Below are 25,760 nucleotides of genomic sequence, written 5' to 3'. Positions count from 1 at the left end.
CGGTCCGCCGCGCGAGCCCGTCGATTGACGCGCCCGGGGGCGTGTCCACAGGCCGGCGGGCACTGGCCGCACACCTGCGTGTCCGTCCGGACGGTCTGGCCTGGCCGACGCAGCCATCGGACGGGCCCACGGCGGCGCACTGGCAGGACTGGTCCACGGCCCTGGTCGAGGCCGGGCAGCGGCTCGGGTTCATCCGGACGGACGGGGACCGGTCCCTGCTGGCGACCGCCACGGCGGCGGTGGTGCGGGCCGCCGACGAATGGGCACTGGCCGGGCTGCGCGCGCAGCAGCCGCAGGCGCAACCGCAGGCGGCGGACGGTGAACGCGTACCGGACGGCGGCCGGGGGCGGCAGGGGGGACTGCCGGACGGCGGGCAGGCCTGAGAGCCTGCTGCGCGGCCGTCGACGACCGACACGAAGGACGGAAGGGGCCGCGTACGCACTGATCTGACGGTCGACCGGACGATACCTCCGACCTCCCCGGGGCCGGCCGGACGCCTCGGACGCTTCATGGGACCGGGCAAGTCCCGCTCCGAACCGGCCGTGGAGCTCACCGGCCGCGGGCGGGTGCGCGCTGCTGCTCGCGGCCGGGTGGTGGACGTCGGACGCCCACCGCGACTGGACCGGCCTCCGGTGGGCGGGGTGGTCCTGATCGGCCTCGACCTGTTCGGCGGCATCCTGACGCCGTCCTGCTGCTGTCGGGCGCCGCGGCCGTGGAGTCCGCTCCCGGCCACCTCGTGCTGGAGGCACCGCTGGAGCGGCGGCGCGACGGCCGAGACGAACCCGGGCGGGGCGGGGGGCGGTGGTGAGGCGGGGCCGGCCTCGGCCGTCCGGATCGCCCGCGAGCCGGCCACCGCGTGGATCTCGGGCGGTCCCGCCCGGGCGCGCGGGGCGTGGTGCGCAGCCGCCCCGCGGACGCACGCCACCGTCCCCGGAGCCCGCCGCCACCTGCTGGCCGACCCCGGCGGCCGCCCCGTCGCCGCCGTCCCCACCCCGCCCGCCGCCGTGCCGTCGAGCACCGGCGCCCTCGTCCCGCTCCACCAGGGTGCCGCCGGTTCGAACGGTTTCGGCCGATGAGCGGCAGCGGGGTCGGTTCGGGTGCGCCGGCCCGACCCGGCGGGCGTCAGTTGTTCGAGCCCACGGTGTTGTCGAATCCGGCGTTGAACACGTCGTCGCCGGCGATCTGGAGCCAGTCGCCGAAGACGAAGGTGTTCGAGGTCGGCTCCAGGACGGTCACGGTCACGTCGGCGCTCGCGGTGCCGGCGGCCCCGAAGACGATCGCGGCGGCGGCAACGGCGGTGAAGGCGGAACGAAGAGAACGCATGGGCCTACCTTTCTGCGGAATAGGACAGACCAGACCGTAGGGGCGTGGGTGGTCGCTGTCGCGGCGCCCGTCCGCGCGAGGACGAGTCCCATCCGAATGGCCGAGTCGCAACGCCTGCGTTCCGCACCGTCCGACGGGAGCGGCTACGGTGCCTTGATCCAATTCTCCCGCAAGCCGTCGGAGGCCCCACCGTGACCACGGACGACACGCAGCCCAGCCTGCACATCCTGCGCACCCTGCTCGCCGAGAGCCGACTCGGCGTCCTGGCCACCATCAAGTCCGACGGCCGCCCGCAGCTCTCCCCGGTCATGCCCCACTACGACCCGGAGACCAACACCCTCTACGTCTCGATGACCGAGGGGCGCGCCAAGACCGCGAACCTGCGCCGCGACCCGCGCGCCACCCTGGAGGTGACCAGCAGCGACGGCCGTTCCTGGGCCACAGCCGAGGGCGTTGCCACCCTCACCGGCCCGGGCACCGACCCCCACGGCCCGGAGGTCGAGGCGCTGGTGGCGTACTACCGCAGCGCCGCGGGCGAACACCCGGACTGGGAGGAGTACCGGTCCGTGATGGTGTCCGACCGCCGCGTCCTGATGACGATGACCGTCGACCACGTCTACGGCGCCGTGCTCGGCTGAGCCCCGAGCGCCGACCCGGTGTCCACTCACGCCACGAGCAGGCGAAGGCCCAGATCTGCCGCTTCGAGCTCGGCGGGCTCGCTGTTGCGCTCGGCCCACCGGCCGGAACGCAGGTCGTCACCGAGGTTCCGCACCGCCCGCTGCCCGGCCTCCGGCCCGACCCCGCAGGCCCTCCGCGGCGGCGGCCACGCACGGTGCCGAGCCGGTAGGCCGCTGCCCCCGCATGACCGCCGACGGCCCCACCGCGGTCCCGTCGCGACCAGCAGGTTCGTAGGAGCCGGTGCCGGCCCCGCCGCGGTCCGCGCCGACGGACGCACGAGCCCGATCCCGTCACAGTGGTGCAGCGTGCGGACGCTCACCCAGGCCAGCCCGGCCAGCCCGGCCACGCGTCCCACGGTCCAGTGACCCTCCACGGCACCGACCGTGGGCCAAGAGCCGCACGCACAGCCGGAGCAGAGGCCGCACCAGCGCGCCGCGTTTCCTGTCGGCAACGCTCTCGGGAGTGAATCCGGGACAGCCGGGCGGGTGACGGGTCCGCCCGACCCGCCCCACGGCCGCGGCGGTGCCGCTACAACGGCTTCCCGTGAAGCCGAGCCGCGCGCCCCGCGCCACCGCCCCCGTCAGCGTCGCCGCCCTGACCCTGGTCCTCGCGGTCTACCCGGCCCCGTCCGCGGCGGCCCGTACGGCGCCGGGGGCCGGGGCGGCCGCCGTTGCGGCAGCCGCCCCGGACCCCGTCGTCTTCGTACACGGCTGGAACAGCGACGGCTCGACCTGGGCCACCATGGCCGGCCGGTTCCGGACCGACGGCTGGCCCGCCGGCCGCCTGTTCCAGTGGAGCTATCCCACCGGCCAGTCGAACGCCACCACCGCGGCTGGGCTCGCCGCCGAGATCGACCGCGTGCTGGCGGCCACGGGAGCCGCCAAGGTCGACCTCGTCACCCACTCGATGGGATCCCTCTCCTCCCGCCACTACCTCAAGACCTTGGCCGGGGCCGCCAAGGTCGACGCCTGGGTCTCCCTCGCGGGTCCCAACCACGGCACGAACACGGCCTACCTGTGCGGCGGCGCGTCCTGCGCCGACATGCGGCCGCGATCCCCGTTCCTCACCGCCCTCAACACCGGCGACGAGACCCCCGGCGCCACCCGCTACGCCACGTGGAGGTCGCCGTGCGACCTCGTCGTCAGCCCCCAGAGCACGGTCGTCCTCACCGGGGCGGTGAACCACGTGACCCCGTGCCTGCAGCACACCGCGTTCCCGACCGACAAGGCCGTCTACGAGCAGGTCAGAGCCCACCTCGGCTGAACCGCCCGGCGGTCGCGTCGAGCAGCCGTCCGCCTTCAGGTCAGGAGCAGGACGAGACCGGCCAGCAGGGCGGCGCACGAGAGCGCGAGGACAAGGAACACGGTTCGCCTGCCGGCACCGCGCAGGCGCAGGGCGGGGGCCAGCGGGCCCACCGGGGCGGTCTTCTTCTTCACGGCGGTCTCCTTGACGGTTGCGATGGCGCCGGACGAGGTCGACGAGCTGCACGTCGGGGCTCAGGGGCGCCCCGCTGCCGCAGGGCCTCCCGCAGCCGCAGCAGTGCGCGGCTGCGGTCCCGGGACCGCAGCAGGACGAGTCCCGCCGCGGTGACGACGGCGGCACCGGCCAGGGCGGTGGTCAGTGCCGCGGCCGGGTCGGCGCGGGCCGCGGCCAGCGCCGTACCCGCCACCGCCGTCACCACGGCGACGGCGAGTGCGAGCCGGGCCGCCAGCACCCGGTCCCGCACGAACAGCGGCCGGCACCCGGTCAGCAAGCGCCCAGCCGGCGACACGTTCCCGAACCCTACGAAGATGGGGTCCGGGCCGACCCTCACCGCCGGGTGGTCGGCCGCCAACTGGGCGGCCGTCGACCAGTGGGTGGTGGCCGTCCTGCCGTCCAGCAGCCCGGTCGCCGCCAGCAGATGGGCGCCGACGCACACCGACGCCACCCGCCGGGCCGGTGGCGCGGCCGTATTGATCCAGGCCACCACTTCCGGGTCGATCCGGGCGACCGGCCCGTCGGGGTGGAGGCCGACATCGGGGAAGACCGCGATGACAACGCGGCGGGTCGTGGACGTGCCCCCATCGTCGCCGCCCGTCCCGCGCGGCTGCAATGACGGAGTTCCGTCGGACAGGCGGGTGGGGGCCCGCGCGGTGCGGGCTACCGGGGGCCGGCGATGCCCACGTGCAGGGCCAGCGTCATGAAGGCCGCGGTCAGGGCGGGGGCGCCGGCCTGCGCCAGGTAGTTGACGAAGCCGCCCATCAGCTGCTGGAGCCGTGAGGGAGACGGCTCCTCCCCGGCCGCCTCGCCGCGCAACGCGTCCAGCGCCCGCCGCGCGCCGGCCTCCTGGTCGGTCGACAGGTCCAGCCGCGAGATGACGCCCAGCATCAGTTCGACGAACGGCGCCACGGCCGCCGAACCGGCGTCCGCGGAGATGGTGGTGGAGGTCTGCGTGGCGTTGTCGCCGTTCAGGAACTGGCCGGTGGCGGTGCCGTGGATGGTGATGCCGCCGCGGCTCTGGTTCTCGGTCATCGGTTTCCCGTCCTCGTCATGGTCTCGCGTGCGGGCCGCGACCGTCGGCCGCGGTGTGGTGGGTGTCAGCGGTGCGTGGACGGGCCGAGGCACTCGATGCCTTCCGGACCGCCGAACGTGGAGCAGGGGACGCGCTGCAGGGCGGCCTCCTCCGGCTTCGGTAGGGCGGTCACACCGGGAGCGATGTGCACGCGGGGGAGTTGGGCGAAGGCGCCGGCGAGGGCGGCGGTCGAGCCGCCGTCGCTCAGGTCGGTGCTGGACAGGCCGATGTACCGGCCGGTGGTGAGGTTCAGCGTGCAGGTCTTCGTGCCGTTGGGGTACGGCTCCTGGCGGCCGGTGCTCTCGTCGAAGCCCCTGGCGTTCGGATCGGCAGCGCCCGGCGTGGTCGGCCCTTCGTCGCAGCCGAACCACTCGGGTTCCCCGTCGAACGGGCGGGAGAAGGCCCGGGCCGTGCCCGTGATCTTGGCGGTCAGGTTCGTCTTCGTGTTCAGCGGGACCACGAACGCACACTCGCGCTTGGGCGGTGCGGACGCTTTCAGGTCCAGCGGCGGCTGGACGCAGGGCCGCGTGCCCGGTGTGTCGGGGGTGACCGTGACCTCGAACTGCTCCGCCCCCAACTGGACGGCCACCAGAACGGTTCGCGGTGCGGTCGGGGGCCGCCCGGCGGTCCGCTGCACGCAGTCCCGTCGCGCGGCCTCGTCGTCGGGGCTGGTCGTCGTGGCGCACACGGTGCGCTCGCGGTCGGCCCGGACGGTGCAGGACGAGGAGGGCGAGTCCTCCTCGCACCCCCAGTAGACGAGGTTCACGCCGGGCGGGAGCGGTCCGGCGGGGATGACGCGTACGGGCCCGCGCTCGCCCCTGGCCACCTGCGAGACCTTGGTGCAGTCGGTCTTTCCGGTGCCGCTCGGGCAGGCGCTCTCCGCGGTACCGGGCATGTCCCTGACCTCGAAGAGGTTGGTCGCCACGTGGACGTGCAGGGGCACGGTGGGCGGAGTCTCTGCGGGGCCCGAGCCCTGGCCAAGGATGATCACACCGCCGAAGGAGGCCGCCGTGATCAGCGAGCCGCCGATGATCACCTTGGCGAACAGTGACAGGCCGCCCGGATCCACGGGCGGCGCGGGGAGTCCCGGATCGGGTGCGGGTGCCTGCGGGTCGGGCGGAGGGGGTGACGACGGGGCGCCGGCGTCCCCGGGGTGGGCGGAGCCGTGGTGCGGCGCGGGCTCGGATCCCGACGGGCCGGCGCCGGTGCCGTGCTCAGCGCCCCCGCCCGTGTCCGGGCTGGTGTCCGTACCGCTGCTGGTGTCCGTACCTGCGCCCGTGTCCGTGCCCCTGTCCGTGGCCGTGCCGGGGTCCGTGTCCGTGCCGGAACCGCTGCCGGGGGACGGGGCGGGGCCGGGTGCGATCTGCGCCTGCGCGCCTTCGGCGAGGGCGGCGCCGGCGGGGTCGCCGAGGGCGTGCCAGGCTGCCGCGGCCGCACCGAACGCGGCGGCCGCGGCGCCCCGCTTGCCGGTCAGCCACGAGCGCACACCGGACTCGTACGTGAAGTACGCGTGGGCCCGCTCGTCACCGGCCTGACGGGCCGAGGCCAGGCCGCGGCCGATGATCCGGTCCCACGCGCCCCAGCGCAGGGAGCACGCCGTGCCGGGGGCGGCGGCCCGGGTGAGGGCGACGCCCAGGTCCGGCCGGCCCGCCCGGCCGACGGTCTCTGCGAGCCCGGCGATCAGCAGACTGTGGTCCGCCAGGGCGGCGGGCGGGGTCCGCCGGTCCGCGGCCCATCCGGTGAGCCGGGTCGTCGCCTCCGCGACCTGCTGCGGGGTGAGCGCGAGGCCCTCCGGCAGTGGGCCGCCCGGATCGCCGGCCAGGCGGACGTGCGGACCGGTGCGGTTCAGCAGCCCCAGCCCGGTCAGCCGGTCGACGGCGTCCGCGACGGCGGTCGTGGTCGTGCCGGGCACCAGCAGCGCGAGGACGTCCACGGTGGCCTGCGCCCTCGGCGCCACCGCGAGGAACGCCAGGACGTGCCGGGACGCGCCGCCCAGCCGGGCCACGGCCCCGCGCAGCAGTTCCGGGACCTCGGCGGGCGCCGGCAGCACGGCCGCCCCGCCGGGCGTGCCGTCCCCGGCGGGGCGGGCCAGGGCCGCCGCCCTGATCAACGCGGCGGGATGCCCCTGGCTGGCCCGCCACAGCGCGGCGGCCGCCTCCGTCTCGGCCGGCAGCAGCGGACGTTCCAGCGTGCGGGCCAGCAACTGCTCGCCCGCCGACGGGGAAAGACCGGTGAGGGCGATGGCCTCGCCCTCGCCCCACAGCAGGCGCTCGCGCGAGGTGAACGCCACGGTGCCGGACGGCACCGCGTCCTGGAGCCGGGTCAGTTCCCGGGCCGGCACGTCGAGGTCGTCGATGACGACGCAGAGCCGGAGGTCGGCCAGCAGGCGGTGCAGCTCGCCCTCGCCCGGTCGGTAGCCCGGGGCGTCGTAGCAGGCCTCGAAGACGCTCTGGGCCAGGTCGTCGGCGTCCTTGCCGTACCCGTCGAGGAAGACCACGCCGTCGTGGTGGCCGACCTCGAACACCGCATGGCGGAGCAGGGTGCTCTTGCCGATGCCCTCCGGTCCGTGCACCCCGGCCGGCTCGTTGCCGGTGATGCTGCGCACCAGGGCCGCCAGCTCGGTGTCCCGGCCGAGGGGCGGGCGACCCGCACGGCGCGGCAGGCGCTCGATGCGTTCGCGGCGCACCGGTTTGGGCCGCCCGGGCGGCCCCACCACGGTCACCGTCGAATGCGTCGCGTTCACGACGACGCTCAGGACGTCGTTGTCGTCGCCGGTGACGAACTGCCCGACCGCGTCGCCGTGCACCGACAGGTTCCGGTCCCCCTCCGCCATCGCCTCTCCCACCCCTTGGCGTCGGAACGTCCCTGGCAGGATTCCGCAGCGATACGCCCCGCGATAGCGGAATGGCGCATTCCTTGTCCTTGTGGGGATGACGAATCGATTCTCCGCTCCCCGCGGGGACGCGGCCGCGCCGCCACGCGGCCGGGTCACCGCACGGCGGTTCAGTCGACGACCGCCATGGCCTCGATCTCGACCAGGTGCTCGGGTACGTCGAGGGCCGCGACACCCAGCAGCGTGGCGGGCGGGACCGGGGCGACCCCCAGCCTCGCGGCCGCCCGGCCGATGCCGTCCATGAGCCGCGGCATCTTGTCGGGCGTCCAGTCGACGACGTAGACGGTCAGTTTCGCCAGGTCGGCGAAGGAGGCCCCGGCCGCGGCCAGTGCGGTGCCGATGTTGAGGTAGCACTGCTCGACCTGGGCGGCGAGGTCGCCCGCGCCGACCGTGGTCCCGTCGGCGTCCCAGGCGACCTGCCCGGCGATGGAGACCAGTTTCGAGCCCGACGCGACGGACACCTGCCGGTAGGCGTCCACCTGCGGCAGTCCGCTGGGGTCGATCAAGGTGATGGCCATGCTGCGTCGCCTGCTTCCTCGTCGCGAGCGGGCGGCGTCCGGTTCCTGGGACATGGCCGCCCGTGCTCTCTTGTGGTTACTCGGAAACCGTAGGAGAGTGACCGTTGACGTGGAAGAACGCACTTTTCGGTAACTGAGGAACCTCATGGTGACCAAGCAGGTCGGCGGTAGCCCGGCCGACGATGCAGACCTCCTGCGCGCGGACTCACTGGGGCGGGAGGTCTTCTCGGACGTCGCCAACAAGTGGGCGCTCCTGATCATCGAATCCCTCGGCGGGCGCACACTGCGTTTCAGCGAGCTGCGCAACGAGGTCGACGGCATCAGCCACAAGATGCTCACGCAGAACCTCCGCACGCTGGAGCGCAACGGCCTGGTCGACCGCACCGTGTACCCCACGGTCCCGCCGCGGGTCGAATACACCCTCACCGAGGCCGGTACCGCCCTGCGCGACACCGTCGCCCGCCTGTGCGACTGGACCCACCGGTACATCGGCCACATCGAGGCCTCCCGCCGCCGCTTCGACGGCTGACGACCGCGCGGCGGCCCGGCCCCCGGAATCAGGCCTCCAGCCGGGCCCGTCGCCGCCCGGGGCCGCCGTCCGCGCCGCCGTCCGGGCGGGCGTCCAGACGCGTGAAGTACTCGGTGGCGATGATCCGTTCGCGGTCTTCCGCGGGGAGGCGGGAGAGGACGCCCGGCAGCGGGCGGGGGCGTTCCACTTCGCTCCGATGGGCCAGGATCGCGCTCCACTTCCGCTCCAGCCAGGGCCGTACGTCCACGGCAGCCGTCACGTGCTCCTCCGGCACCGAACGGACGGCCTTCCCCACCCGCGTGAGGAGCGGGCCCAGGTCCCCGACGCCGGAGTGCGGATGGGTGGCCAGGTAGAGGGCGCGCGGCTGCCACGGTGGGCCCGACTCCGGGGCGTGGTGTTCGAGCCCGGCGGCGTGCACGGCCAGCAGGGTCGTGCGGTGGGTGTGGACGTGGTCGGGGTGGCCGGTCAGCCCGCCGTACGCGTCGTGGGTGACGACGATGTCCGGCCGGAAGTCCCTGAGGTGCCCGACGAGCCGCCCCACGGCCTCGTCCAGCGGCACGTCGAGGAAGCGCGGCGCGCCCGGCGCCGACTCCGGGACGCGGGCGTCGGCGTACCCGAGCATCCGGGGCCGGCCCGCGCCGAGGATCCGTACCGCTTCGCCGAGTTCGGCGGCCCGGTGGCTGTCCGGCGCCCAGGTCGTGGTGAGCACCGAGGTCCGGGCCCCGGACGCGGCGTGCTGGGCGAGGACACCGCCGGCGACCAGGGACTCGTCGTCGGGGTGGGCGAACACCGCGAGGAGGCTGGGCAGGGGCGCGGGGGCTGCGCTCATGTCCCGCCCTCCCCGCGTCCGCCGCGCGCCGGCAGCCACCGGCACACGATCCGGCAGCGCGGTCTGTCCACGACGTGCCCGGCGGGCAGCCGGTCGTCCGGGGCGCCGGCCGGGTGCAGGCTCAGCGGCCGGACGTCACGGCCGGAGGCGTAGTGGTCGTCCCGGTCCCGTGCGGTCGAGCTGGACTTCATGCCGGTGCACCCCGTTCCGTGGTGGTCGTGTTCGTCCTCGTACGCCCTGCCCCGCGCGCGTCAGTCCGCCGCCGCGCCCCGCGGCGCGGCGCGCAGCCGCAGCAGGGTGCGCCGACCGCGTTCGACGACCTCCGGGTCGCCCTGCGCGGTGCCGTAGGCGATCCCGGAGACGGCGTCGAGCACGGCCTCGGCCGCGAGGTGCTCCTCCTCCGGCCCGGTCAGCGGGCGCCCGTACCCTTCCCGGAAGGCCTCGTGCAGGTCGGGCCGGTGGGCCCAGGCGTCCCAGAGGCGCACCCAGGCCCGGACGGCGGGCGCGTACGCGCTCCGCTCGAAGTCGATGACCGCGAGCGCGCCGTCCTCGGACCGCAGCAGGTTGCGCAGGTGCAGGTCCCCGTGCGTGGGCACCAGGCCGAGGGGCGCGAGGCCGGCGAGGCGCGCGGCGGCGGCCCGGACGAACGCGGCGTCGCCCGGGGCCAGGTGGGGCAGGGCCGCGTCGAGGTGGAGTTCCCACGTCCCCGCGGCGGGGGAGGGCCGTGCGGCGGGCGGGCGCGGGGGAGCGGCGGCGTGGAAGGCGGCCGTGAGCGCGCCGATCGCGCGGAGCAGACCGCGGTCCGGGCCGGGCGCACCGTGCAGGGGGCTGCCCGGAAAGGCCGTGACCACGATCGCCCGGAGGTCCTCGTCCGCGGCGACGAGCTGCGGCGCCCGGCCGCCGAGCGCGGGGACCCACTGCCGGTACGCGGTCACCTCCCGCTGGTGGGCGCGGGCCCCGGCGTGCCGCTTGAGGTACCAGGTGCCGCCGGCGGCGCCGGTCAGCCGCCACACGTCGCTGCCCTGCCGGGCCCAGGACGCGTCCTCGGCCGCTGCGACCCGCCCGACCCCGCGTTCCGCGAACGAGAGCAGCGCACGCGGGGGGCCGTCCACGGGCGACGGCCCGGGCAGGAGGCGGGTCCGGGCCCGCTGTCGCCCGTCCCCTTCCTGGTGGGGGACGGGGTCGCCGGGCTGCTGGAAGTGGACGGCCCCGGGATGCCCGGCGCGGTAGGCGTCCAGGCCGGCCCGGCAGTACGCCACCATCGGATCCGGCAGCGCGTCGAGCGGGTACCAGCCCATGGCGTCGCAGACGGCGGGCTCCCGGACCGCCGGCTCACCCGCGAAGCGCCGGACCTCGAAGAACAGGCCGATCCTGGCCCGGCCGTGGGGGCTGCGGTGGTGGACCGTGGTCGCCAGCGCCACGTCCGCGCGGTCGACGACGACTCCGGTCTCCTCCGCGGCCTCGCGGATCACGCCCTCCACCACGTCCTCGTGGGGTCCGTCCAGGTGTCCCGACGGCAGGTGCCACAGACCGGAGGCGTACACGGGTCCGGCACGCCGGGACAGCAGCACCTCCGGGCCCTTCCCGCCGTCGCGGCGCAGGATCAGATGGACGTCGACGGGCAGCGCGTACCGCTCGCGGCGGGGCGGCGGGTCCCCGGCGTACGGACCGTTCGGCAGACTCACCATGGCGCCTCAGCCCCACCCGAGTTCGCTGTACGAGCGTCCGGCCCGGATCCCCTCGACCGCGGTCCGGGCGTACGGGACCATCGGATCCGGGAGCGCGTCGACGGGCCACCAGCCCCAGGACACGCAGCGGTCCGGCTCGCGGACCTCGGGCTCGCCCCGCCAGCGGCGGGCGCGGAACACGAGCTGCATCCGCGGCTGCCCGCCCGGGTGGTCCACCACGTGCACGACATGGGCCAGTTCGACGTCCGCCGGGTCGATCACGAGCCCGGCCTCCTCCTCCGCCTCCCGGACCAGGCAGGCGACCGCGGACTCCTGCTCGCAGTGCCCGGCGAGGAAGTGGTGCGAGGCGCCCGCGTACGCGCTGTCGGGGTGCCGCAGCCCGAGGAGTACCGTGCTCCCGCGCTCCAGGTAGAGGTGCACCCCGACGATGTGCGGCCGCGCCCGCCTTCCGCTGCTGCCCGGTTCCGCCACCGCGACCGCGGCCGCGGCCGGCGGCCGTGGCCCGGCCGCCCGGTGAAGGTCGATGACCTGCTGCGCCCAGGGGCTCATGGTGAGGTACGGGATCCGGTCGGGGCCGAAGTGCCGGAACATGATCCCTTCGGTGAGGGGGAGTGCGTCGGCGTCGCCGTCCCACCGTCCGAGGAAGACCTGGATCGGGTTGCCGGCCCCGTGGGGGCCGCGGGCGTCGACCACGGCGAACGCCTCCAGCGGCAGCACGAGCCCGGTCTCCTCCAGCAGTTCGCGCTCCACCGCGTCCCGGCAGGTCTCGCCCGCCTCGCGACCGCCGCCCGGGAGGGACCAGGCGCCGGGGTCACAGATGTGCGGCTTGTTCGCGTCGCGCAGGTGCAGCAGGTACCGGCCGCGCGAGTCGACCAGCAGGGCGGCGGTTCCGCGCGGCTCGTCCGGGACAGCAGGGCGCATCGCTCGGGACTCCTTCCAACGGCACCGGCAGGCGACGGACATGCTGCCCACCCCACCCCGCCCCAAGCCCCGGAAGGCTTCGGACCTTTTCTACTTGCCGGATTGGAAAGTAGTTGTCATCCTGGCAATCGGAGCGATCAGGGAACGAGGGGGAGTCGTGCACAAGTTGACCGGGGCAGGGGCGAGGTTGGGGCAGGCCGCCGACATGGAGCGGGCGGCGCGGGCGCGGAGCGGCTGGTACGCCCGCTACCTGTGGGCGTTCGCCGCCGGGCAGTTGGTCCTGGTCCCGGTCGCCGTCCTGTGGCACGGCCCCGTTTCCGCCACGGTGTTCGGGCTGGCCAATGCGCTCCTCGTGACGGGACTGAGCGCGTATGCCGCCCGGCAGCGCGTGACGCCCCGCGGCTTCGGCGTCAAGCACGGGGTGATGGTCGGATCCTGGGCCGCCGTCTTCGCCCTGACGGTCACCCTCGGCAGCACGGTCTTCGCGGACAGTCCGGCCTTCGCGGCAGTGGCCGCGGCGGGGTGCGCGCTGCCGCTCGCGACGGGTGCCCGGCTCGAACAGCGGCGTTCGTCGTGACCGCGGCGGAGCCGCCGGCCGGACCGCGGGGCACCCATCCCCGGCATGCGCTCGCAGCCCTGCTCAACGCACCCGTGCGCCTGTCGGTCGTGGCCGCCCTGGTCCCGGTGGACAAGGCCGAGTTCGGCTTCGTGCGCGACTTGGTGGAGGTGAGCGACTCGGTCCTGTCCAAGCAGGTGTCGGCGCTGGAAGAGGTCGGCTGGGTGGCCGTCCAGAAGGGACGGGCCGGTCGGCGTCCGCGGACGTGGCTCTCCCTGACCGCCGAGGGACGAGCCGTCTACCAGCGGCACCTGGCGGCGCTGAGGGCCATCGCCGCCGGCGAGGGGTTCGGCGGGCACGGCAGCCCCGCGTGAGGCCGCCGCCGGCGGAGCGGAACGCGCGGGGCGTGGCGACCCGGCGTGGGTGCGGAGCCTTCGGGGGACCTGCCTACGGCTTCAGGAGGCCGAGCTGCTCGCAGGCGTTCCTGTAACGGTCGGTGCAGATCTCGGACACCGTGTACACGCCGTCGTCGATCACGGTGGACTTGACGTTGTCCCTGGTGAGCGCGACACCCGGGACGAGCACCGACGGCACGCCCTTGGTGGTGGGGCTGTCCACCTTCTGGTTGATGATCTCGTCGATCCGGTCGCCCTTGGCCAGGGCGACGGCCATCTCCGCGGCGGCCGCGGCCTCGGGGGCGTACCGCTTGTAGACGCTCATGTACTGGTCACCGGCGACGATCCGCTGCACACCGGCCAGCTCGGCGTCCTGGCCGGTGACGGGGGGCAGGTCGGCGAACCCGGCCGCCTTCAGGGCGGTGACGATGCCGCCCGCCATACCGTCGTTGGCGGAGTAGACACCGATGACCCGGCCCTTGCCGAGCGCCGTGAGGGCGGCGGCCATGTTCGCGTTGGCGTTCTCCGGCTTCCACTCGATGGTGTCGTACTCCTTGCCGATGGCCACCTTGCCGTCGAGGACGGAGTGCGCGCCGGACTTGAACTGCTTGGCGTTCGGGTCGGTGACCGAACCGTTCATCATCACGATCTGGCCGCTGCCCGCCCGGTCGCCCAGCGCCTCCAGCAGCGCCTTGGCCTGGATCCGGCCGACGTCCTCGTTGTCGAAGGAGGTGTAGGCGTTGATCGGTCCCTCGGCGAGACGGTCGTAGGCGACGACCGGAATGCCGGCGGCCCTGGCCTTCTTGACCGCGCCGGCGATGGCCTTGGAATCCACCGCGTCGATGATCAGGACGTTCACCTTATTGGTGATCATGGTGTCGACCTGGGAACTCTGGACGGCCGCGTCCTGCTTGGCATTGGCGTAGATCACCTGGCCCTTGCCCCGCGTGAACTTCGCGACCTCCTTCTCGATCAGGGGCTTGTCGAACTTCTCGTAACGCGCCGTCTGGTTCTCAGGCAGCAGCAGTCCGACCTTGATCGCGTCGCTCTTTTCCCCCGGTCTTGTGTCGCCGTCGTCCGAGCTTCCGCAAGCGGTGAGCGAGACGGCCATCGCGGACGTGGCGACGGCGACGACAGCACGGCCCAGATGCGTGTTCACGATGTAAACCTCCATGACAGGGCCGTGTCCTTGCGGCCGAGGTAGAGGCAGTCAACTGGGCGTTCAAGCCATCGTCAAGAAGCGAATTATTAACGAGATGGCAACGTTGCCATCGCCGTCGGACTCGTGCAATTCGGTCCGTTTCCCGCATTTCAGCGGCCCCGGTTTCGCGGGAGAACTTCAACTTGTGAATGACCGTTGGGGTCTTGTGGGCGGCGGTGCGGAAGATACCGACGAAACATCGGAAAACGGAACCGATCGGATCGAAGCGCGACACGGTGTGCGATCCGGGCGTTCGGGAAGACGGTGGCGCTACCCCGGGTAGGGGTCGTAGCAGTCCAGAGCCGGGTCGTAGAGGACGGCCCAGGTCTGGGGCCTGACGATGCCGTCCCTGGCGAGGCCGTGACAGCCCTGGATCCATTTGATCTTGGCGAGGGTGCGGCCGCCGAAGACGCCGTCCACGGCCAGCTTGGGGACACCGCCCCAGATGTTCGACAGGCACTGCGCCTGTTTCACACCCGCTCCCGTGCTGCCCTGCTGCAGGACGGGGCGGTAGGTGGCGGACGCGTACGGGCACCCTCCGGGCGTCGCACCCGACGGCGGCGTCGTGCCTCCCAGGGTCCCGACCGCGAGCGCGGCAACGCCGAGGACGGAGGCGATCCGGTGTTTCAAAGCGGCTCCTCTCGGTGGTCCCGGCGCCGAGCGGTCGGCCGCGTCGGGCGTAGTCCCATTGTTGGCCGCGGACGCTCGATCCGCAGCGGCACCTGCCGCGATGTGCGGAGATGCTCCGGATGGGCTACGATCGATCCTGAGCTCGCCGCCGCAAGAAACGGTGGTAGGACTGGCGTTGGTGGTCCAAGGAAAGGCACCCCACTTCCTGTGGGGGGATGCAGGTGCAAGGCCTGCCCAGCGCTCGATCAAGGCCCCGGCCTCCTCACGGAGACCGGGGCCTTCTGCTGTTCGCGGTGCGGCCGGGCCGTGCACCACGCCGCCGTGCGGGTCCACTCCGCCCGGCGGTGTGGCCCGAACGGCCCTGTCGGACACCTCGCCGACCGCACAAGGTGGTAGTCGGTGCACAACCGGACGGAACAACGGCTACGCCGGCCCACCCGCCACCTCTACCTCCCCTCAGCCTCCCCTCCATCGCCCCTCCTTGGCCACCGCCTCCGCCCCGCCACCGAAATGGAGTCGTGATGTCCGTCGACACGCAGCCGGAGCCCGCCGAGCTCACCGAGGAAGAGCTCACCGGGCTGAACGCCCACTGGCGCGCTGCGAACTACCTCGCCGTCGGCCAGATCTACCTCATGGCCAACCCCCTCCTGACCGAGCCGCTGCGCCCCGAGCACATCAAGCCGCGCCTCCTCGGCCACTGGGGCACCTCGCCCGGACTCAACCTGGTCCACACCCATCTCAACCGGGTCATCAAGGCCCGCGACCTGAACGCCCTGTGCGTGTGGGGTCCCGGCCACGGTGGTCCGGCCGTCCTGGCCAACTCCTGGCTGGAAGGCTCGTACACCGAGGTCTACCCGGACGTCAGCCGGGACGCGGCCGGCATGGCCCGCCTCTTCCGGCAGTTCTCCTTTCCCGGCGGTGTGCCCAGCCACGTCGCCCCGGAGACCCCGGGCTCCATCCACGAGGGCGGCGAGCTCGGCTACTCGCTCTCCCACGCGTACGGGGCCGCCCTCGACAACCCGGACCTGGTGGTCGCCTGCGTGATCGGCGACGGCGAGGCGGAGACCGGGCCCCTGGCCGCCGCCTGGCACTCCAACAAGTTCCTCGACCCCGTCCACGACGGCGCCGTCCTGCCGATCCTGCACCTCAACGGCTACAAGATCGCCAACCCGACGGTGCTGGCCCGCCTGCCCCGCGCCGAACTCGACGCCCTTCTGCACGGCTACGGCCACGACCCCATCCACGTGTCCGGCGACGACCCGGCCACGGTGCACCGCGCGATGGCGCGCGCCATGGACACGGCCCTCGACCGCATCGCCGCCGCGCAGGAGGCCGCCCGCAGCGGCGGCAGCACCGAACGGCCCCGCTGGCCCGTGATCGTGCTGCGCACCCCGAAGGGCTGGACCGGTCCCGCCGAGGTGGACGGCCTGCCCGTGGAGGGCACCTGGCGCGCCCACCAGGTCCCCCTGGCCGCCGTACGGGACAACCCGGAGCACCTGCGGCAGCTGGAGGAGTGGATGCGCTCCTACCGGCCCGAGGAACTGTTCGACGAGCAGGGCGCCCCGCGACCCCAGGTGCTGGCCGGGATCCCGCAGGGCGCGCGCCGGCTCGGCGCGACCCCGCACGCCAACGGCGGGGTCCTGCTGCGCGAGCTGCCCCTGCCCCCGCTGGAACGCCACGCGGTGGAGGTCGACAAGCCCGGCGCGACGCTGCACGAACCCACCCGCGTCCTCGGGGACATGCTCCAGGACGTCATGCGGGCCACCGCCGACCGGCGCGACTTCCGCCTCGTCGGCCCCGACGAGACCGCCTCCAACCGCCTCCAGGCCGTCTACGCGGCCAGCGGCAAGGCCTGGCAGGCCGAGATCCTCGACGCCGACGAGCACCTGGAGCGCCACGGCCGGGTGATGGAGATCCTCTCCGAGCACACCTGCCAGGGCTGGCTGGAGGGCTACCTCCTCACCGGCCGGCACGGACTCTTCTCCTGCTACGAGGCCTTCGTCCACATCGTCGACTCGATGGTCAACCAGCACGTCAAATGGCTGCGCACCACCCGCGGCCTGCACTGGCGCGCCCCGATCGCCTCGCTCAACTACCTGCTCACCTCACACGTGTGGCGGCAGGACCACAACGGCTTCTCCCACCAGGACCCCGGTTTCGTCGACCACGTCCTCAACAAGAGCCCCGAAGCGGTCCGCGTGTACCTGCCGCCGGACGCCAACACCCTGCTGGCCGTCGCCGACCACGTACTGCGCAGCCGCGGCTACGTCAACGTCGTCGTCGCGGGCAAACAGCCCTGCTTCGACTGGCTGTCCATGGACCAGGCGAAGCTCCACTGCGCGCGGGGCGCCGGCATCTGGGACTGGGCCGGCACCGAGGACGGCTCCCGCGAACCGGACGTGGTGCTCGCCTGCGCCGGCGACGTCCCGACCCAGGAGGTGATGGCCGCGGCCCAACTGCTGCGCAGGTACCTGCCGGACCTGGCCGTACGGGTGGTCAACGTCGTCGACATCGCCCGTCTCCTGCCGGCCGGGGACCACCCGCACGGCATGAGCGACGCGGAGTACGACGGACTGTTCACCACCGACCGCCCCGTCGTCTTCGCGTACCACGGCTACCCGTGGCTGGTCCACCGCCTGGCCTACCGGCGCACCGGGCACCACAACCTCCACGTTCGCGGCTACCGGGAGATCGGCACGACGACCACCCCGTTCGACATGGTGGTCCGCAACGACCTGGACCGGTACCGACTGGTGATGGACGTCATCGACCGGGTCCCCGGGCTCGCGGTGCGCGCCGCGGCCGTACGCCAGCGCATGGAGGAGGCCCGGCAGCGCCACCACACCTGGATCCGCGAGCACGGTACGGACCTCCCCGAGGTGGCCGACTGGTCCTGGAACGGCTGACGTCCGCAGCCGGTCCCGCGGACTCGGCGCGCTGCGGATCCGCGCCACCCTGCGGATCCGCAGCGCGCGGTCCGCCCGCCGCCCGCCCTAGGCGTCCCGCCTCGCGGGTCCGGTGGTGCGCCGTCGAATCGTTGACGCGTTTCCCTTTGAAAGTGCAACCATGCACCCCTGGAACACCTTTGATTGATATCGCCGAGGCCGAGGAGTAACCTCGATTCTGAGGCAGCCAGGTCGACTTCCGCCGGTTCTCCGGCAGCGGCCGGGCGCCACCACTTCCCGTGACCACGGCGGCGGGGGCGGATCTCCGGAGGCACGGGAGAGCACATTCCTCTTCTCCCTCGTCCAAGGAGCCCCCATGTCCGGGGAACTGCTCTACTACAGGAGCGGCGACGGCCTGATCGCAACCGGTCACATAGACGGCAACGGCCTCTTCTCGCACCTCGCGGACGGCCGGCTGAGCGACAGCTGGACCCGCATCGTGCCCGTCGGCCGAGAACTCCTCTTCTACCGGGACGACAACGGCGTCATCGCCACCGGCCGCCTCGGCCGGGACGGCATCTACACCAACCTCGCCGACGGCAAGCTCTCCGACGGCTGGGACCAGATCGTGCCCCTCGGTCGCGAGCTGCTCTTCTACCGCAACGACACCGGCACCATCGCCACCGGCCGTCTCGGCACGAACGGCACCTATGCCAACCTCGCGGACGGCACGCTCAGTACCGGTTGGACGCGGATCGTTCCTCTGGGGCGGGAGCTGCTGTTCTACCGGTCGGACACGGGCCGGATCGCCACCGGCCGCCTGGACACGAACGGCATCTACACCGATCTCGCGGACGGCACGCTCGGCACCGGTTGGACGCGGATCGTTCCTCTGGGGCGGGAGCTGCTGTTCTACCGGTCGGACACGGGCCGGATCGCCACCGGCCGCCTGGACACGAACGGCATCTACACCAACCTCGCGGACGGCACCCTCAGCCACAGCTGGACCCACATCAACGCCCTCGGCAGAGAACTCCAGTTCTACCGCGACAGCGACGGCCGCATCGCCACCGGGCGCCTCGCCACCAACGGGATCTACACCAACCTCGCCGACGGCACGCTCAGCCGCGGCTGGGACATGATCACCGGTGTCGTGTGACACACCCCGGCGCCCTCGAAACCGCCGACCGACCGGAACCTCGCACCGCAACCACTGAGGAGTGAACGGTCATGGCAGAGAACCCCGCCGAGACGTCCGTGGTGGGCGTCCCGACTTACTGCTCACAACCCCCGCGCACCGCACCCGTCCTGCCGCCCGGCGCGAGCCCCGACCGGGCGCGCGCCATACTCGTCGGCGGGGCGAAGTGGGTGAACGGCACCGTACTGCACTACTGCTTCCTGAACGAGCCCGGCGCCGCCCTGGACGCGACCCAGCTCGACGAGATCCGGCGCGCCTTCCAGGAGTGGAAGGACGTCGGCATCGGGCTGGAGTTCCGCGAGGTGACGCGGCTCTCCGAGGCCGAGGTCCGCATCAGCCTGCGCAGGGGCGACGGGTCCTGGTCCTACGTCGGCCGGGACGTCCTCGGCATCCCGCCGCCGCAGCCCACGATGAGGTTCGGCTGGAGCCTGACCGACACACCGCACGGGAAGGCGACCGCGCGGCACGAGATCGGACACACCCTCGGCTTCGCCCACGAACACCAGAACCCGTTCGCCGGCATCGAATGGGACGAGGAGAAGGTCTACCGCTCGCTCGGCGGACCCCCGAACAACTGGTCACGGGAGAAGACCTTCCACAACATCCTGCGCAAGCTGTCCACCAACGAGGTGGAAGGCTCGACGTGGGACCCGCTCTCCGTCATGGAGTACCCGTTCCCGGCCGGCCTGATCATCCGCCCGGAGCAGTACCGGACCGGCATCCCCGACCCGGTGAGGATCTCCGAGCAGGACAAGACGTACGTCCGCCGGTGGTACCCGGTCATCGACGCGAAGCCGCCCGAGCTGCATCCGCTGCAGTCGGTCGAACTGGGCCTCACGTCGGGGGAGCAGGCGGACTTCACGATCGAGCCCGCGGAGACGCGGACGTACGAGATGGGCACGTTCGGCAGCAGCGACTTCGTCATGGCCCTGTTCGAGGACATCGACGGCGAACTGCGTTACCACACCGGCACGGACGACAGCGGCACCAACGGCAACGGCCGCCTGAAGGCCAAGCTCTTCCAGGGGCGCCACTACGTGCTGCGCGCCCGGCTGTACTCCACCTGGGGCCCGGGCAAGGCCGCCCTCATGTGCTGGTGAAGGCGGACGACGCAGGGTGCGGGGAGTGGAGTTCCGCCTTCGGGCCCATCCGCGTGTGGGGCGACCGGAATTCCGGTCGCCCCACACGCGCGCGGTGCGCTGCCTTTTCGATGGCGGTGCGTCAGCGTGCCGCGCCGAAATCCTGCGTCCAGTAATGGTTCGGCCCCGCGTAGCCGATACCGATCTCCTTGAAGGAGCAATCGAGAATGTTCCGCTTGTGGCCCGGGCTGTTCATCCAGCCCTCCATGACCGCTGCGGGAGTGCTGTAGCCGTACGCGACGTTCTCGCCGTACGTGCTCCAGGTGTATCCGGCGCGGGTGATGCGCTGGCCCGGGTCGGAGCCGTCGGAGCCCGTGTGGGACATGTTCGCGTGCGCGGCCATGTCCTGGCTGTGGCTCTGGGCGGCCGCCGTCAGCTTCGCGTTGACGGTGAGCGCGGGGCAACCGACCACGGCACGCTCCTGGTTGACGAGCGCGAGGATCTCGCCCGCGACGCCGGAGGCGGTCGGGGTCGCGGCCGCCTTGGGCGTGCTCGGCGCCTGGACCTGTGGTTTCGTGGTGGTGACCGGCTTCCTCGTGGGCTGCTGCTGCTGCGTGCGGCGGGGCGCCTCGGCGACCGGCTCCGCGGGGGCTGCCGGGGTGCTCTCGGCCGTGGGGGCGCTGCTCTCGGCCGCCGGGGGGCTGCTCTGGGTCGGGAGCGTCACCGGCGCCTCGGAGGCCGGGGGGACGGGCGCGAAGGCGGGGGCGCCGTGCCAGGGGCGCATCTGGTGCCGGCCGGCTGCCTGCGTGGGGACGGAGTCCGGCCCGCCGAAGCAGGCCATGGCGGCCGTGGGTACGCCCACGATTCCGAGGGCCCCGACGGCGATCGCTATTTTCCTGTAGTGCTTTTTCTTCTTCCGGTGCTTCTGCATGCGTGACCTCATTCGGTGATCGCGAAGCTTCCGGCGCCCGAAACGCAAGCGCCGGAGGAGTCGCCATTCTTAAAAGCCCCGCAACGGCCTGGCAAGTTATGTCTACTAATACGCGGGGGGCATCGGTGGCGCGGCTTGAAACGAGACGCGGATCATGTATGGCCGCATTGCGGCATCTCCGGGAAGGGCCTGATGGCCGGCCAGAAGCTGGCGCGAGCAGGCAAAACGCAGCCCCGGGAGCGAGTGCCGCGGATTCCGTTTCCGCCGGAGTGGGGAATGTCGATTCCAAAACGGACAAATATTGAAATGTCGGCTGGCTGGCGCGGCTGTGACGATTCCGTTTTCGGCCGGCGAGTCGTGACGTATGTCACGGAATCCGATGCCGGTCGACCGCAACCTTCCGGCCGGGGTGTCGAACGGGCACCCGGGGGGCGGGGGCCGGACCCCGGTCGCGTCCCCCGCCTACATCCGCCGCGACGTGGAACCGCAGCTGCGCGAGGCCCTCCGCCGGGCCGGGTTCGTCCTGCTCGTGGGGGAGTCCGCAGCAGGCAAGTCCCGGCTGGCGCACGAGGCGGCCCGCTCGCTGTTCCCCCCGCACGCCTTCGTCCGCCCCCTCGGCCGGGCGGCGCTGCCGCTGGCGGTGCGGCCGGCCGCGCGCCGCCGGCGGTCCCTGCTGTGGCTGGACGACCTGGAGGACTTCCTCGGCGCCGGCGGCCCGACCACCGCCCTGCTGGCCGGGCTCTCCACCGCCCCGGCGGGCCGACGCGTGGTGCTGGCCACCCTGCGCACCGAGGCGTACCGGCGTTTCGACGCCCGCGAGGAGAGTCGGCTCACCGGCTCCGACCGGGACGCCTGGCGCACCCAGCGGGACGTACTGCGCAGGGCGGAGGTGGTACGGCTCGCCCGCCACTGGTCGCCGGAGGAACGCCGGCGGGCCGCGGACCACCGGCAGGACCCGCGGGTCAACGCGGCCTTACGGGCGGGGGAGCGCTTCGGGATGGCCGAAGTCCTCTCTGCCGGACCGCAGTTGCCGGCCGCCTGGCAGAACGCCTGGGCTCCCGGCGCCAATCCGCGCGGCGCGGCCGTGGTGGCCGCCGCGGTGGACTGCGGGCGGGCCGGGCTGCACCGCCCCGTCAGCCGGGAACGGCTGTGCGAGCTGCACGTGCCCTACCTGGCGGCGCGCGGCGGCGGCGACCTGCGACCGGAACCGTTCGCCGAGGCGATGGACCGGACCTGCGCAGCCGCGTACGCCACGAGCGGCCTGCTGGTCGGCGACTACTCCCAGGGGTACGCGGCCTTCGACTACCTGATCGACACGCCGGGCCTGGCCCCGGTGCCCGACCACCTGTGGCGCACCCTGGTCACCCGGGTCACGCCGGCCGAGGCGTACGACGTGGGGCTGCTGGCGCGCCAGGAGGGTCGGTCGCGCCGGGCCGCCGAGGCGCTGTCCCGCGCCCGGCGGGGCGGGGTGGCCGGCGCCGACTTCCTGTTCGCGATCACGGGCCCCGCCACCCCGGCACCCTGGCAGCCCGGGCCGGACGGACCGCAGAGGCCCTGGCCGCCTGGGAGTCGCTGGCGGCCGCCGCAGCCGGGTCATGGGCCCGGACCGCCCGCACACGGTCTACGCCCGGGTCGAACGGGCCCGTTCCCTGAACGCCGCGGGCCGGTCCGGCGAGGCTCGCGCCCTGCTGGTCCGGACCCTCCGTGAGGCCGAGCCCCTGCTGGAGGCCGACCACCGGAACCTCCGCCTCGCCCGCGACCTCCTGGCCACCCTCTCCACGGCCGGTCCGGGGCACGCGTAGCCGGTCGGCCGGGGCCGCGGCAGCGGTGCACGCGCGGCGCCCTCCCCGGCCGTGGCCGCGACCCGCAGGCGCCCCCGGACGTTAGCCCGTCGACACGGGAGGCGGGGCCCGCCCGAGGCATCCCCGCGCACAACCCTCCCGCACGCGATTCCTCGTACTCAAGGAGACGACAGGTGTTCCCCACAGCCGTACGCCGGTTCGGCCGCTCGGCCGCCGTCACCGCCGCCGGCGTCCTCGTCACGGGCCTCCTCGCCGCGGCACCCGCCGGGGCCGACGGCGCAGCACCCGCCCGGGCCGCCCTCGTACTGGACCGGGACTTCCCCGATCCGGACGTGGTCAAGGAGGGCCGTACGTACCACGCCTACGCCACCAACGGCGGGGCCGCCAACATCCAGCACGCCACGTCCACGGACCTGTTGCACTGGACGCCGGTCGACACCGACCCCCTGCCCCGCCCCGGGGACTGGGCGGAGCCCACGCGCTCGCTCGTGTGGGCGCCGGAGGTCTTCGCGAACGGCCGCGGCTTCACCATGCACTACACCGCCCGCGACCGGGCCAGCGGCAGGCAGTGCATCGGCGTCGCCCTCTCCCCCTCCCCGGACGGCCCGTTCCGGCCCGCCGGACCGGGACCGCTGGTCTGCCCGGCCGACCAGGGCGGCGCCATCGACGCCGCGAGCTTCACCGAGGGCGGCCGCCGCTACCTGCTGTGGAAGAACGACGGCAACTGCTGCGGCCTGCCCACCCGGATCCACCTGCAGCCCGTCTCCTGGGACGGCACCCGGACCACGGGCGATCCCGTCCCCCTGATCGGCCCGGACCTCCCGTGGGAGGGGCAGCTCGTAGAGGCCCCGACCCTGGTGCGGCGCGACGGCCGCTACGTGCTCCTCTACTCGGCCGACTCCTACGCCGACCACCGCTACAAGACGGGTTACGCGGTGGCCGACAGCCTGACCGGCCCCTACGTCAAGGCGCCGGAACCGCTCCTGTCCACCGACTCCCTCGGGGGTGCGGTCCGCGGTCCCGGAGGGCAGGACGTGGTGACCGGCCCCGACGGCACGGACCGGATCCTCTTCCACGGCTGGAGCCCCGACGGCTCCGATCGGCGCCTGCTGTACTCCGCCGGCCTCGACTTCACGGACGGTGTCCCCCGCGTCTGACCGGCGCCGCGGGCCCGGCCCCGTCAGCCCCACCTCTGCCGGTCGGAGCCGTCGCAGGGCACGGCCCGCAGCCCCTGCCCGCCGTCCTCCAGGCAGGTCCCGGAGCTCCGGCTCCTGATCTCGACCGAGGCGTCCGCCAAGGCCGTCACCGCCCACTGCTGGGAGACGGCCTTGCTGCAGGACGCACCGCGCAGCCCGGAGGCGCCCCCGTCCAGGCAGGCGCCCGTGGCGTGGTTGCGCAGTTCGCTGCCGCCGTCGGGATTCGCGCGGACCGTCCACCGCTGGTAGCTCAGCCCGTTGGGCTCGAAGGACCGGAGCCCCTTGTCGAGGCTGTGGTCCAGGCAGTTGCCCGTGACGCGGTTGACGAAGATGCGGCTGTGGTCGACCGGCGGCGCCCCCTGCGGCCCGGCCGCCGCCGGGTGCGCGGACTCCTGCGGAGCGCCTGCCCCGCGCGCGGGTTCCTGGCCCGACGGCCACAGGAGGAACGCCGCCAGCGCACCCCCGCACAGCAGCCCGGCGCACGTACCCCCCACGGCCCACGCCCAGCGGTGCTGCGCCCACTCACCGGCCGTACGCCGCCACCGGCGCCATCGGGAACCGGTCGCCGGGGCGGTGGGGGTCGGACCGCCCGCCGCCGGGGGCGGCTTCGGCTGGCACCGGTCCGCCGCCTCCCACAACGCCCGGTACTCCGCGGGATCGGCGCCCAGGGCCCGGCACAGGTCGCGGACGGTCGCCCACGGCGGGACCGTGCTGCCCCGCAGATAGCGGGAGAGCGACGAGTCGCTGATCAGCACCTCGGATTCCAGCGAACGCAGCGTCCGGCCGGACCGCCGCTGCAGAGCCCTCAGCGCGTTCCCCAACTGCTGCCCCGCACTGGGGTGCTGTCCGTCGAGGCCCGTCATCCCCGCCCCCTTCCGACGGCCGCGCGCCGTTGCCCCGGCAGGCCGCCCCGTGTCCCGGGATGGTCGTGTCCCAGCAGGTCAGCACCATAGGGATCCCGACATCGCCGAAGCAAACGGGACAGCGTTGCGACGGCCTTCCCGGCCCCCGCAGACTCCTTCTCGTCCGGCCCCGCAGCCGGTGCCGAGCGCCGCACCGCGGCCCGGTGCCCATGGCTGTCGGGTGTCCGTCACCGGCCCGTACGGGCCGGATCGCCGGCGGCCGCGCCCTGATCGCGCGGACCGTCGTACGTCCCTCCTCCTCCGTCCGCCGCCGGGTGCGCATGCGCGCAATCCAGCAACACCAGGCGCGCAAGCAGCACCAGTAACGCGAGCAACGCAGGAAACACAAGAAACGCGAGAAACAGGAGACTTCGTATGTCCAAGAAGACCACCCGCCGTTGGGTCAGCGCGACGTTGACGGCGATGCTGTGCGCCGGCTCCCTCGTGCTGATCGCGCCCTCCGCCCCCGCGGCCCCGGCGGCGGCCCCGGCGGCGGCAGCCCAGGCGGCCCGGGCAGCGCAGGCGGCTCCCCGGCTCACCCGTGCCGAGGTGCTGGCGCGGGCGAAGACCTGGCTGACCGCCGACAACGGCCGCCCCGTGCCCTACAGCCAGACCAAGCGGTGGAAGGACGGATACCGGCAGGACTGCTCCGGCTACGTGTCCATGGCCCTCGGGCTGCCGAAGCCCGGCCCCAACACCGTCTCCCTGAAGAACGACGGGTTCACGCGCCGGATCGCCATGAAGGACCTCGTCCCCGGCGACCTCGTCCTCAAGGCCGACAGCAAGAGCGCGGACCGGCGCCACGTCGTGATCTTCGACGGCTGGGCCGACAGCGCCCACACCGTCTACGCGTCCTACGAGCAGGCCGGCGGGGCCGGCACCCGCTGGAAGCGGCACTCCTACGGGGTGAACGGGCGCGACGGCTACCACGCCTACCGGCCCGTCAACGTCGTGGGCTGAGCCGCCCGTCCCTCGCGCGGGGCGGGTGCCCGCCGCCCGCCCCGCGGCACCCACACCCTCTCGCTCCACACCCGACCCACCCACCCCCTCACCGA

26 protein-coding genes and 2 pseudogenes are annotated in these 25,760 nt (G+C 73.6%); 13 read left to right on the top strand and 15 right to left on the bottom strand.

The window, feature by feature from the left end; all coding sequences use genetic code 11:
* Positions 1-41 precede the first annotated feature (41 nt).
* Entirely contained in the window at positions 42-383 is a 342-nt protein-coding gene (locus tag ACSHWO_RS03225) for a hypothetical protein (protein WP_438309966.1), read from the top strand.
* 126 nt (positions 384-509) lie between these two features.
* Positions 510-1,076 carry a hypothetical protein gene (locus ACSHWO_RS03220; RefSeq protein WP_438309965.1) on the top strand — a complete coding sequence of 189 codons (567 nt, stop codon included), beginning with the start codon at positions 510-512 and terminating at the stop codon, positions 1,074-1,076.
* Between the two features lie 46 nt (positions 1,077-1,122).
* Here ACSHWO_RS03220 and ACSHWO_RS03215 read toward each other — a convergent pair whose 3' ends face one another.
* Positions 1,123-1,323: a hypothetical protein gene (locus ACSHWO_RS03215; protein ID WP_385804000.1), complete on the bottom strand. Its 201-nt coding sequence runs from the start codon at positions 1,321-1,323 to the stop codon at positions 1,123-1,125.
* 191 nt (positions 1,324-1,514) lie between these two features.
* On the opposite strand from ACSHWO_RS03215, the gene ACSHWO_RS03210 reads away from it, so the two are divergent.
* Positions 1,515-1,961 (top strand): PPOX class F420-dependent oxidoreductase, encoded by a 447-nt coding sequence (locus ACSHWO_RS03210; RefSeq protein WP_438309964.1) that lies wholly within the window; start codon positions 1,515-1,517, stop codon positions 1,959-1,961.
* A 26-nt stretch (positions 1,962-1,987) separates the two neighbouring features.
* Here the strand turns inward: ACSHWO_RS03210 and ACSHWO_RS03205 are convergent.
* Positions 1,988-2,252, bottom strand: a pseudogene (locus ACSHWO_RS03205) (hypothetical protein); the annotation flags it as partial.
* 292 nt (positions 2,253-2,544) lie between these two features.
* On the opposite strand from ACSHWO_RS03205, the gene ACSHWO_RS03200 reads away from it, so the two are divergent.
* Positions 2,545-3,264, top strand: coding sequence for an esterase/lipase family protein (locus ACSHWO_RS03200; RefSeq protein ID WP_438309963.1), 720 nt, complete (start codon positions 2,545-2,547; stop codon positions 3,262-3,264).
* Positions 3,265-3,299: 35 nt separating this feature from the next.
* Here the strand turns inward: ACSHWO_RS03200 and ACSHWO_RS03195 are convergent, their stop codons facing one another.
* From ACSHWO_RS03195 to ACSHWO_RS03175, 5 genes and pseudogenes are all read right to left on the bottom strand, one after another.
* Positions 3,300-3,437: a hypothetical protein gene (locus ACSHWO_RS03195; protein ID WP_438309961.1), complete on the bottom strand. Its 138-nt coding sequence runs from the start codon at positions 3,435-3,437 to the stop codon at positions 3,300-3,302.
* A gap of 203 nt (positions 3,438-3,640) precedes the next feature.
* Positions 3,641-4,015 (bottom strand): annotated as a pseudogene (locus ACSHWO_RS03190) (DJ-1/PfpI family protein); the annotation flags it as partial.
* A gap of 125 nt (positions 4,016-4,140) precedes the next feature.
* Complete coding sequence (locus ACSHWO_RS03185) at positions 4,141-4,512, bottom strand: hypothetical protein (RefSeq protein ID WP_361085076.1); 372 nt, start codon at positions 4,510-4,512, stop codon at positions 4,141-4,143.
* Positions 4,513-4,577: 65 nt separating this feature from the next.
* Positions 4,578-7,385, bottom strand: a complete 2,808-nt coding sequence (locus tag ACSHWO_RS03180; RefSeq protein ID WP_438309960.1) for a hypothetical protein — start codon at positions 7,383-7,385, stop codon at positions 4,578-4,580.
* Between the two features lie 170 nt (positions 7,386-7,555).
* The gene (locus ACSHWO_RS03175) at positions 7,556-7,963 is read right to left on the bottom strand and encodes a RidA family protein (protein ID WP_385803987.1); all 408 of its coding nucleotides are present in this window, start codon (positions 7,961-7,963) and stop codon (positions 7,556-7,558) included.
* 145 nt (positions 7,964-8,108) lie between these two features.
* Here ACSHWO_RS03175 and ACSHWO_RS03170 point away from each other — a divergent pair, with 145 nt between their 5' ends.
* Positions 8,109-8,492: a winged helix-turn-helix transcriptional regulator gene (locus ACSHWO_RS03170; RefSeq protein WP_361085067.1), complete on the top strand. Its 384-nt coding sequence runs from the start codon at positions 8,109-8,111 to the stop codon at positions 8,490-8,492.
* Positions 8,493-8,520: 28 nt separating this feature from the next.
* Here the strand turns inward: ACSHWO_RS03170 and ACSHWO_RS03165 are convergent, their stop codons facing one another.
* The 4 genes from ACSHWO_RS03165 to ACSHWO_RS03150 are packed head-to-tail and all read right to left on the bottom strand — an operon-like array spanning position 8,521 to position 11,930.
* On the bottom strand, positions 8,521-9,321 hold the full coding sequence (locus ACSHWO_RS03165; protein ID WP_438309958.1) for a PIG-L deacetylase family protein: 801 nt from the start codon (positions 9,319-9,321) through the stop codon (positions 8,521-8,523).
* Positions 9,318-9,512, bottom strand: a complete 195-nt coding sequence (locus ACSHWO_RS03160; protein ID WP_385803980.1) for a hypothetical protein — start codon at positions 9,510-9,512, stop codon at positions 9,318-9,320. Before ACSHWO_RS03160 ends, ACSHWO_RS03165 begins: the two co-directional genes overlap by 4 nt.
* Before the next feature lie 60 nt (positions 9,513-9,572).
* Positions 9,573-11,009 carry an NUDIX domain-containing protein gene (locus tag ACSHWO_RS03155; RefSeq protein WP_438309957.1) on the bottom strand — a complete coding sequence of 479 codons (1,437 nt, stop codon included), beginning with the start codon at positions 11,007-11,009 and terminating at the stop codon, positions 9,573-9,575.
* 6 nt (positions 11,010-11,015) lie between these two features.
* On the bottom strand, positions 11,016-11,930 hold the full coding sequence (locus tag ACSHWO_RS03150) for an NUDIX hydrolase (protein ID WP_438309956.1): 915 nt from the start codon (positions 11,928-11,930) through the stop codon (positions 11,016-11,018).
* 157 nt (positions 11,931-12,087) lie between these two features.
* Between ACSHWO_RS03150 and ACSHWO_RS03145 the strand changes: the two genes are divergently transcribed.
* Positions 12,088-12,507 carry a hypothetical protein gene (locus ACSHWO_RS03145; RefSeq protein WP_438309955.1) on the top strand — a complete coding sequence of 140 codons (420 nt, stop codon included), beginning with the start codon at positions 12,088-12,090 and terminating at the stop codon, positions 12,505-12,507.
* Positions 12,504-12,860 carry a winged helix-turn-helix domain-containing protein gene (locus ACSHWO_RS03140; RefSeq protein WP_361085049.1) on the top strand — a complete coding sequence of 119 codons (357 nt, stop codon included), beginning with the start codon at positions 12,504-12,506 and terminating at the stop codon, positions 12,858-12,860. Before ACSHWO_RS03145 ends, ACSHWO_RS03140 begins: the two co-directional genes overlap by 4 nt.
* A 73-nt stretch (positions 12,861-12,933) precedes the next feature.
* On the opposite strand, the gene ACSHWO_RS03135 is transcribed toward ACSHWO_RS03140, so the two are convergent.
* Both ACSHWO_RS03135 and ACSHWO_RS03130 read right to left on the bottom strand, forming a co-directional pair.
* Positions 12,934-14,040, bottom strand: a complete 1,107-nt coding sequence (locus tag ACSHWO_RS03135; RefSeq protein ID WP_385803966.1) for a sugar ABC transporter substrate-binding protein — start codon at positions 14,038-14,040, stop codon at positions 12,934-12,936.
* Between the two features lie 312 nt (positions 14,041-14,352).
* Positions 14,353-14,712 carry a peptidoglycan-binding domain-containing protein gene (locus ACSHWO_RS03130; protein ID WP_438309954.1) on the bottom strand — a complete coding sequence of 120 codons (360 nt, stop codon included), beginning with the start codon at positions 14,710-14,712 and terminating at the stop codon, positions 14,353-14,355.
* Between the two features lie 521 nt (positions 14,713-15,233).
* Here ACSHWO_RS03130 and ACSHWO_RS03125 point away from each other — a divergent pair.
* The 3 genes from ACSHWO_RS03125 to ACSHWO_RS03115 all read left to right on the top strand — a co-directional run bounded on the left by ACSHWO_RS03125 (position 15,234) and on the right by ACSHWO_RS03115 (position 19,895).
* Entirely contained in the window at positions 15,234-17,618 is a 2,385-nt protein-coding gene (locus ACSHWO_RS03125) for a phosphoketolase family protein (protein ID WP_361085040.1), read from the top strand.
* 355 nt (positions 17,619-17,973) lie between these two features.
* A complete protein-coding gene (locus ACSHWO_RS03120) occupies positions 17,974-18,756 on the top strand; it encodes a hypothetical protein (RefSeq protein ID WP_438309953.1) in 783 nt (260 codons plus the stop codon).
* A 71-nt stretch (positions 18,757-18,827) separates the two neighbouring features.
* Positions 18,828-19,895 (top strand): M12 family metallopeptidase, encoded by a 1,068-nt coding sequence (locus tag ACSHWO_RS03115; protein WP_438309952.1) that lies wholly within the window; start codon positions 18,828-18,830, stop codon positions 19,893-19,895.
* Positions 19,896-20,016: 121 nt separating this feature from the next.
* On the opposite strand, the gene ACSHWO_RS03110 is transcribed toward ACSHWO_RS03115, so the two are convergent.
* Positions 20,017-20,805, bottom strand: coding sequence for a CAP domain-containing protein (locus ACSHWO_RS03110; protein ID WP_438309951.1), 789 nt, complete (start codon positions 20,803-20,805; stop codon positions 20,017-20,019).
* A gap of 379 nt (positions 20,806-21,184) precedes the next feature.
* Between ACSHWO_RS03110 and ACSHWO_RS03105 the strand changes: the two genes are divergently transcribed.
* Together ACSHWO_RS03105 and ACSHWO_RS03100 are read left to right on the top strand one after the other, a co-directional pair.
* Complete coding sequence (locus tag ACSHWO_RS03105; RefSeq protein ID WP_438309950.1) at positions 21,185-22,513, top strand: hypothetical protein; 1,329 nt, start codon at positions 21,185-21,187, stop codon at positions 22,511-22,513.
* A 267-nt stretch (positions 22,514-22,780) separates the two neighbouring features.
* On the top strand, positions 22,781-23,764 hold the full coding sequence (locus ACSHWO_RS03100) for a glycoside hydrolase family 43 protein (RefSeq protein ID WP_438309949.1): 984 nt from the start codon (positions 22,781-22,783) through the stop codon (positions 23,762-23,764).
* A 23-nt stretch (positions 23,765-23,787) separates the two neighbouring features.
* On the opposite strand, the gene ACSHWO_RS03095 is transcribed toward ACSHWO_RS03100, so the two are convergent.
* Positions 23,788-24,666, bottom strand: coding sequence for an RICIN domain-containing protein (locus ACSHWO_RS03095; protein WP_385803941.1), 879 nt, complete (start codon positions 24,664-24,666; stop codon positions 23,788-23,790).
* Positions 24,667-25,080: 414 nt separating this feature from the next.
* On the opposite strand from ACSHWO_RS03095, the gene ACSHWO_RS03090 reads away from it, so the two are divergent.
* The gene (locus tag ACSHWO_RS03090; RefSeq protein ID WP_438309947.1) at positions 25,081-25,665 is read left to right on the top strand and encodes a hypothetical protein; all 585 of its coding nucleotides are present in this window, start codon (positions 25,081-25,083) and stop codon (positions 25,663-25,665) included.
* Positions 25,666-25,760 lie beyond the last annotated feature (95 nt).

The sequence above is a fragment of the Streptomyces pallidus (ex Mingjun et al. 2026) genome, assembly GCF_051550185.1.
Lineage (GTDB): Bacteria > Actinomycetota > Actinomycetes > Streptomycetales > Streptomycetaceae > Streptomyces.
The sequence above is the reverse complement of the archived record's forward strand: the minus strand, read 5'-3'. Positions and strand labels throughout refer to the sequence as shown.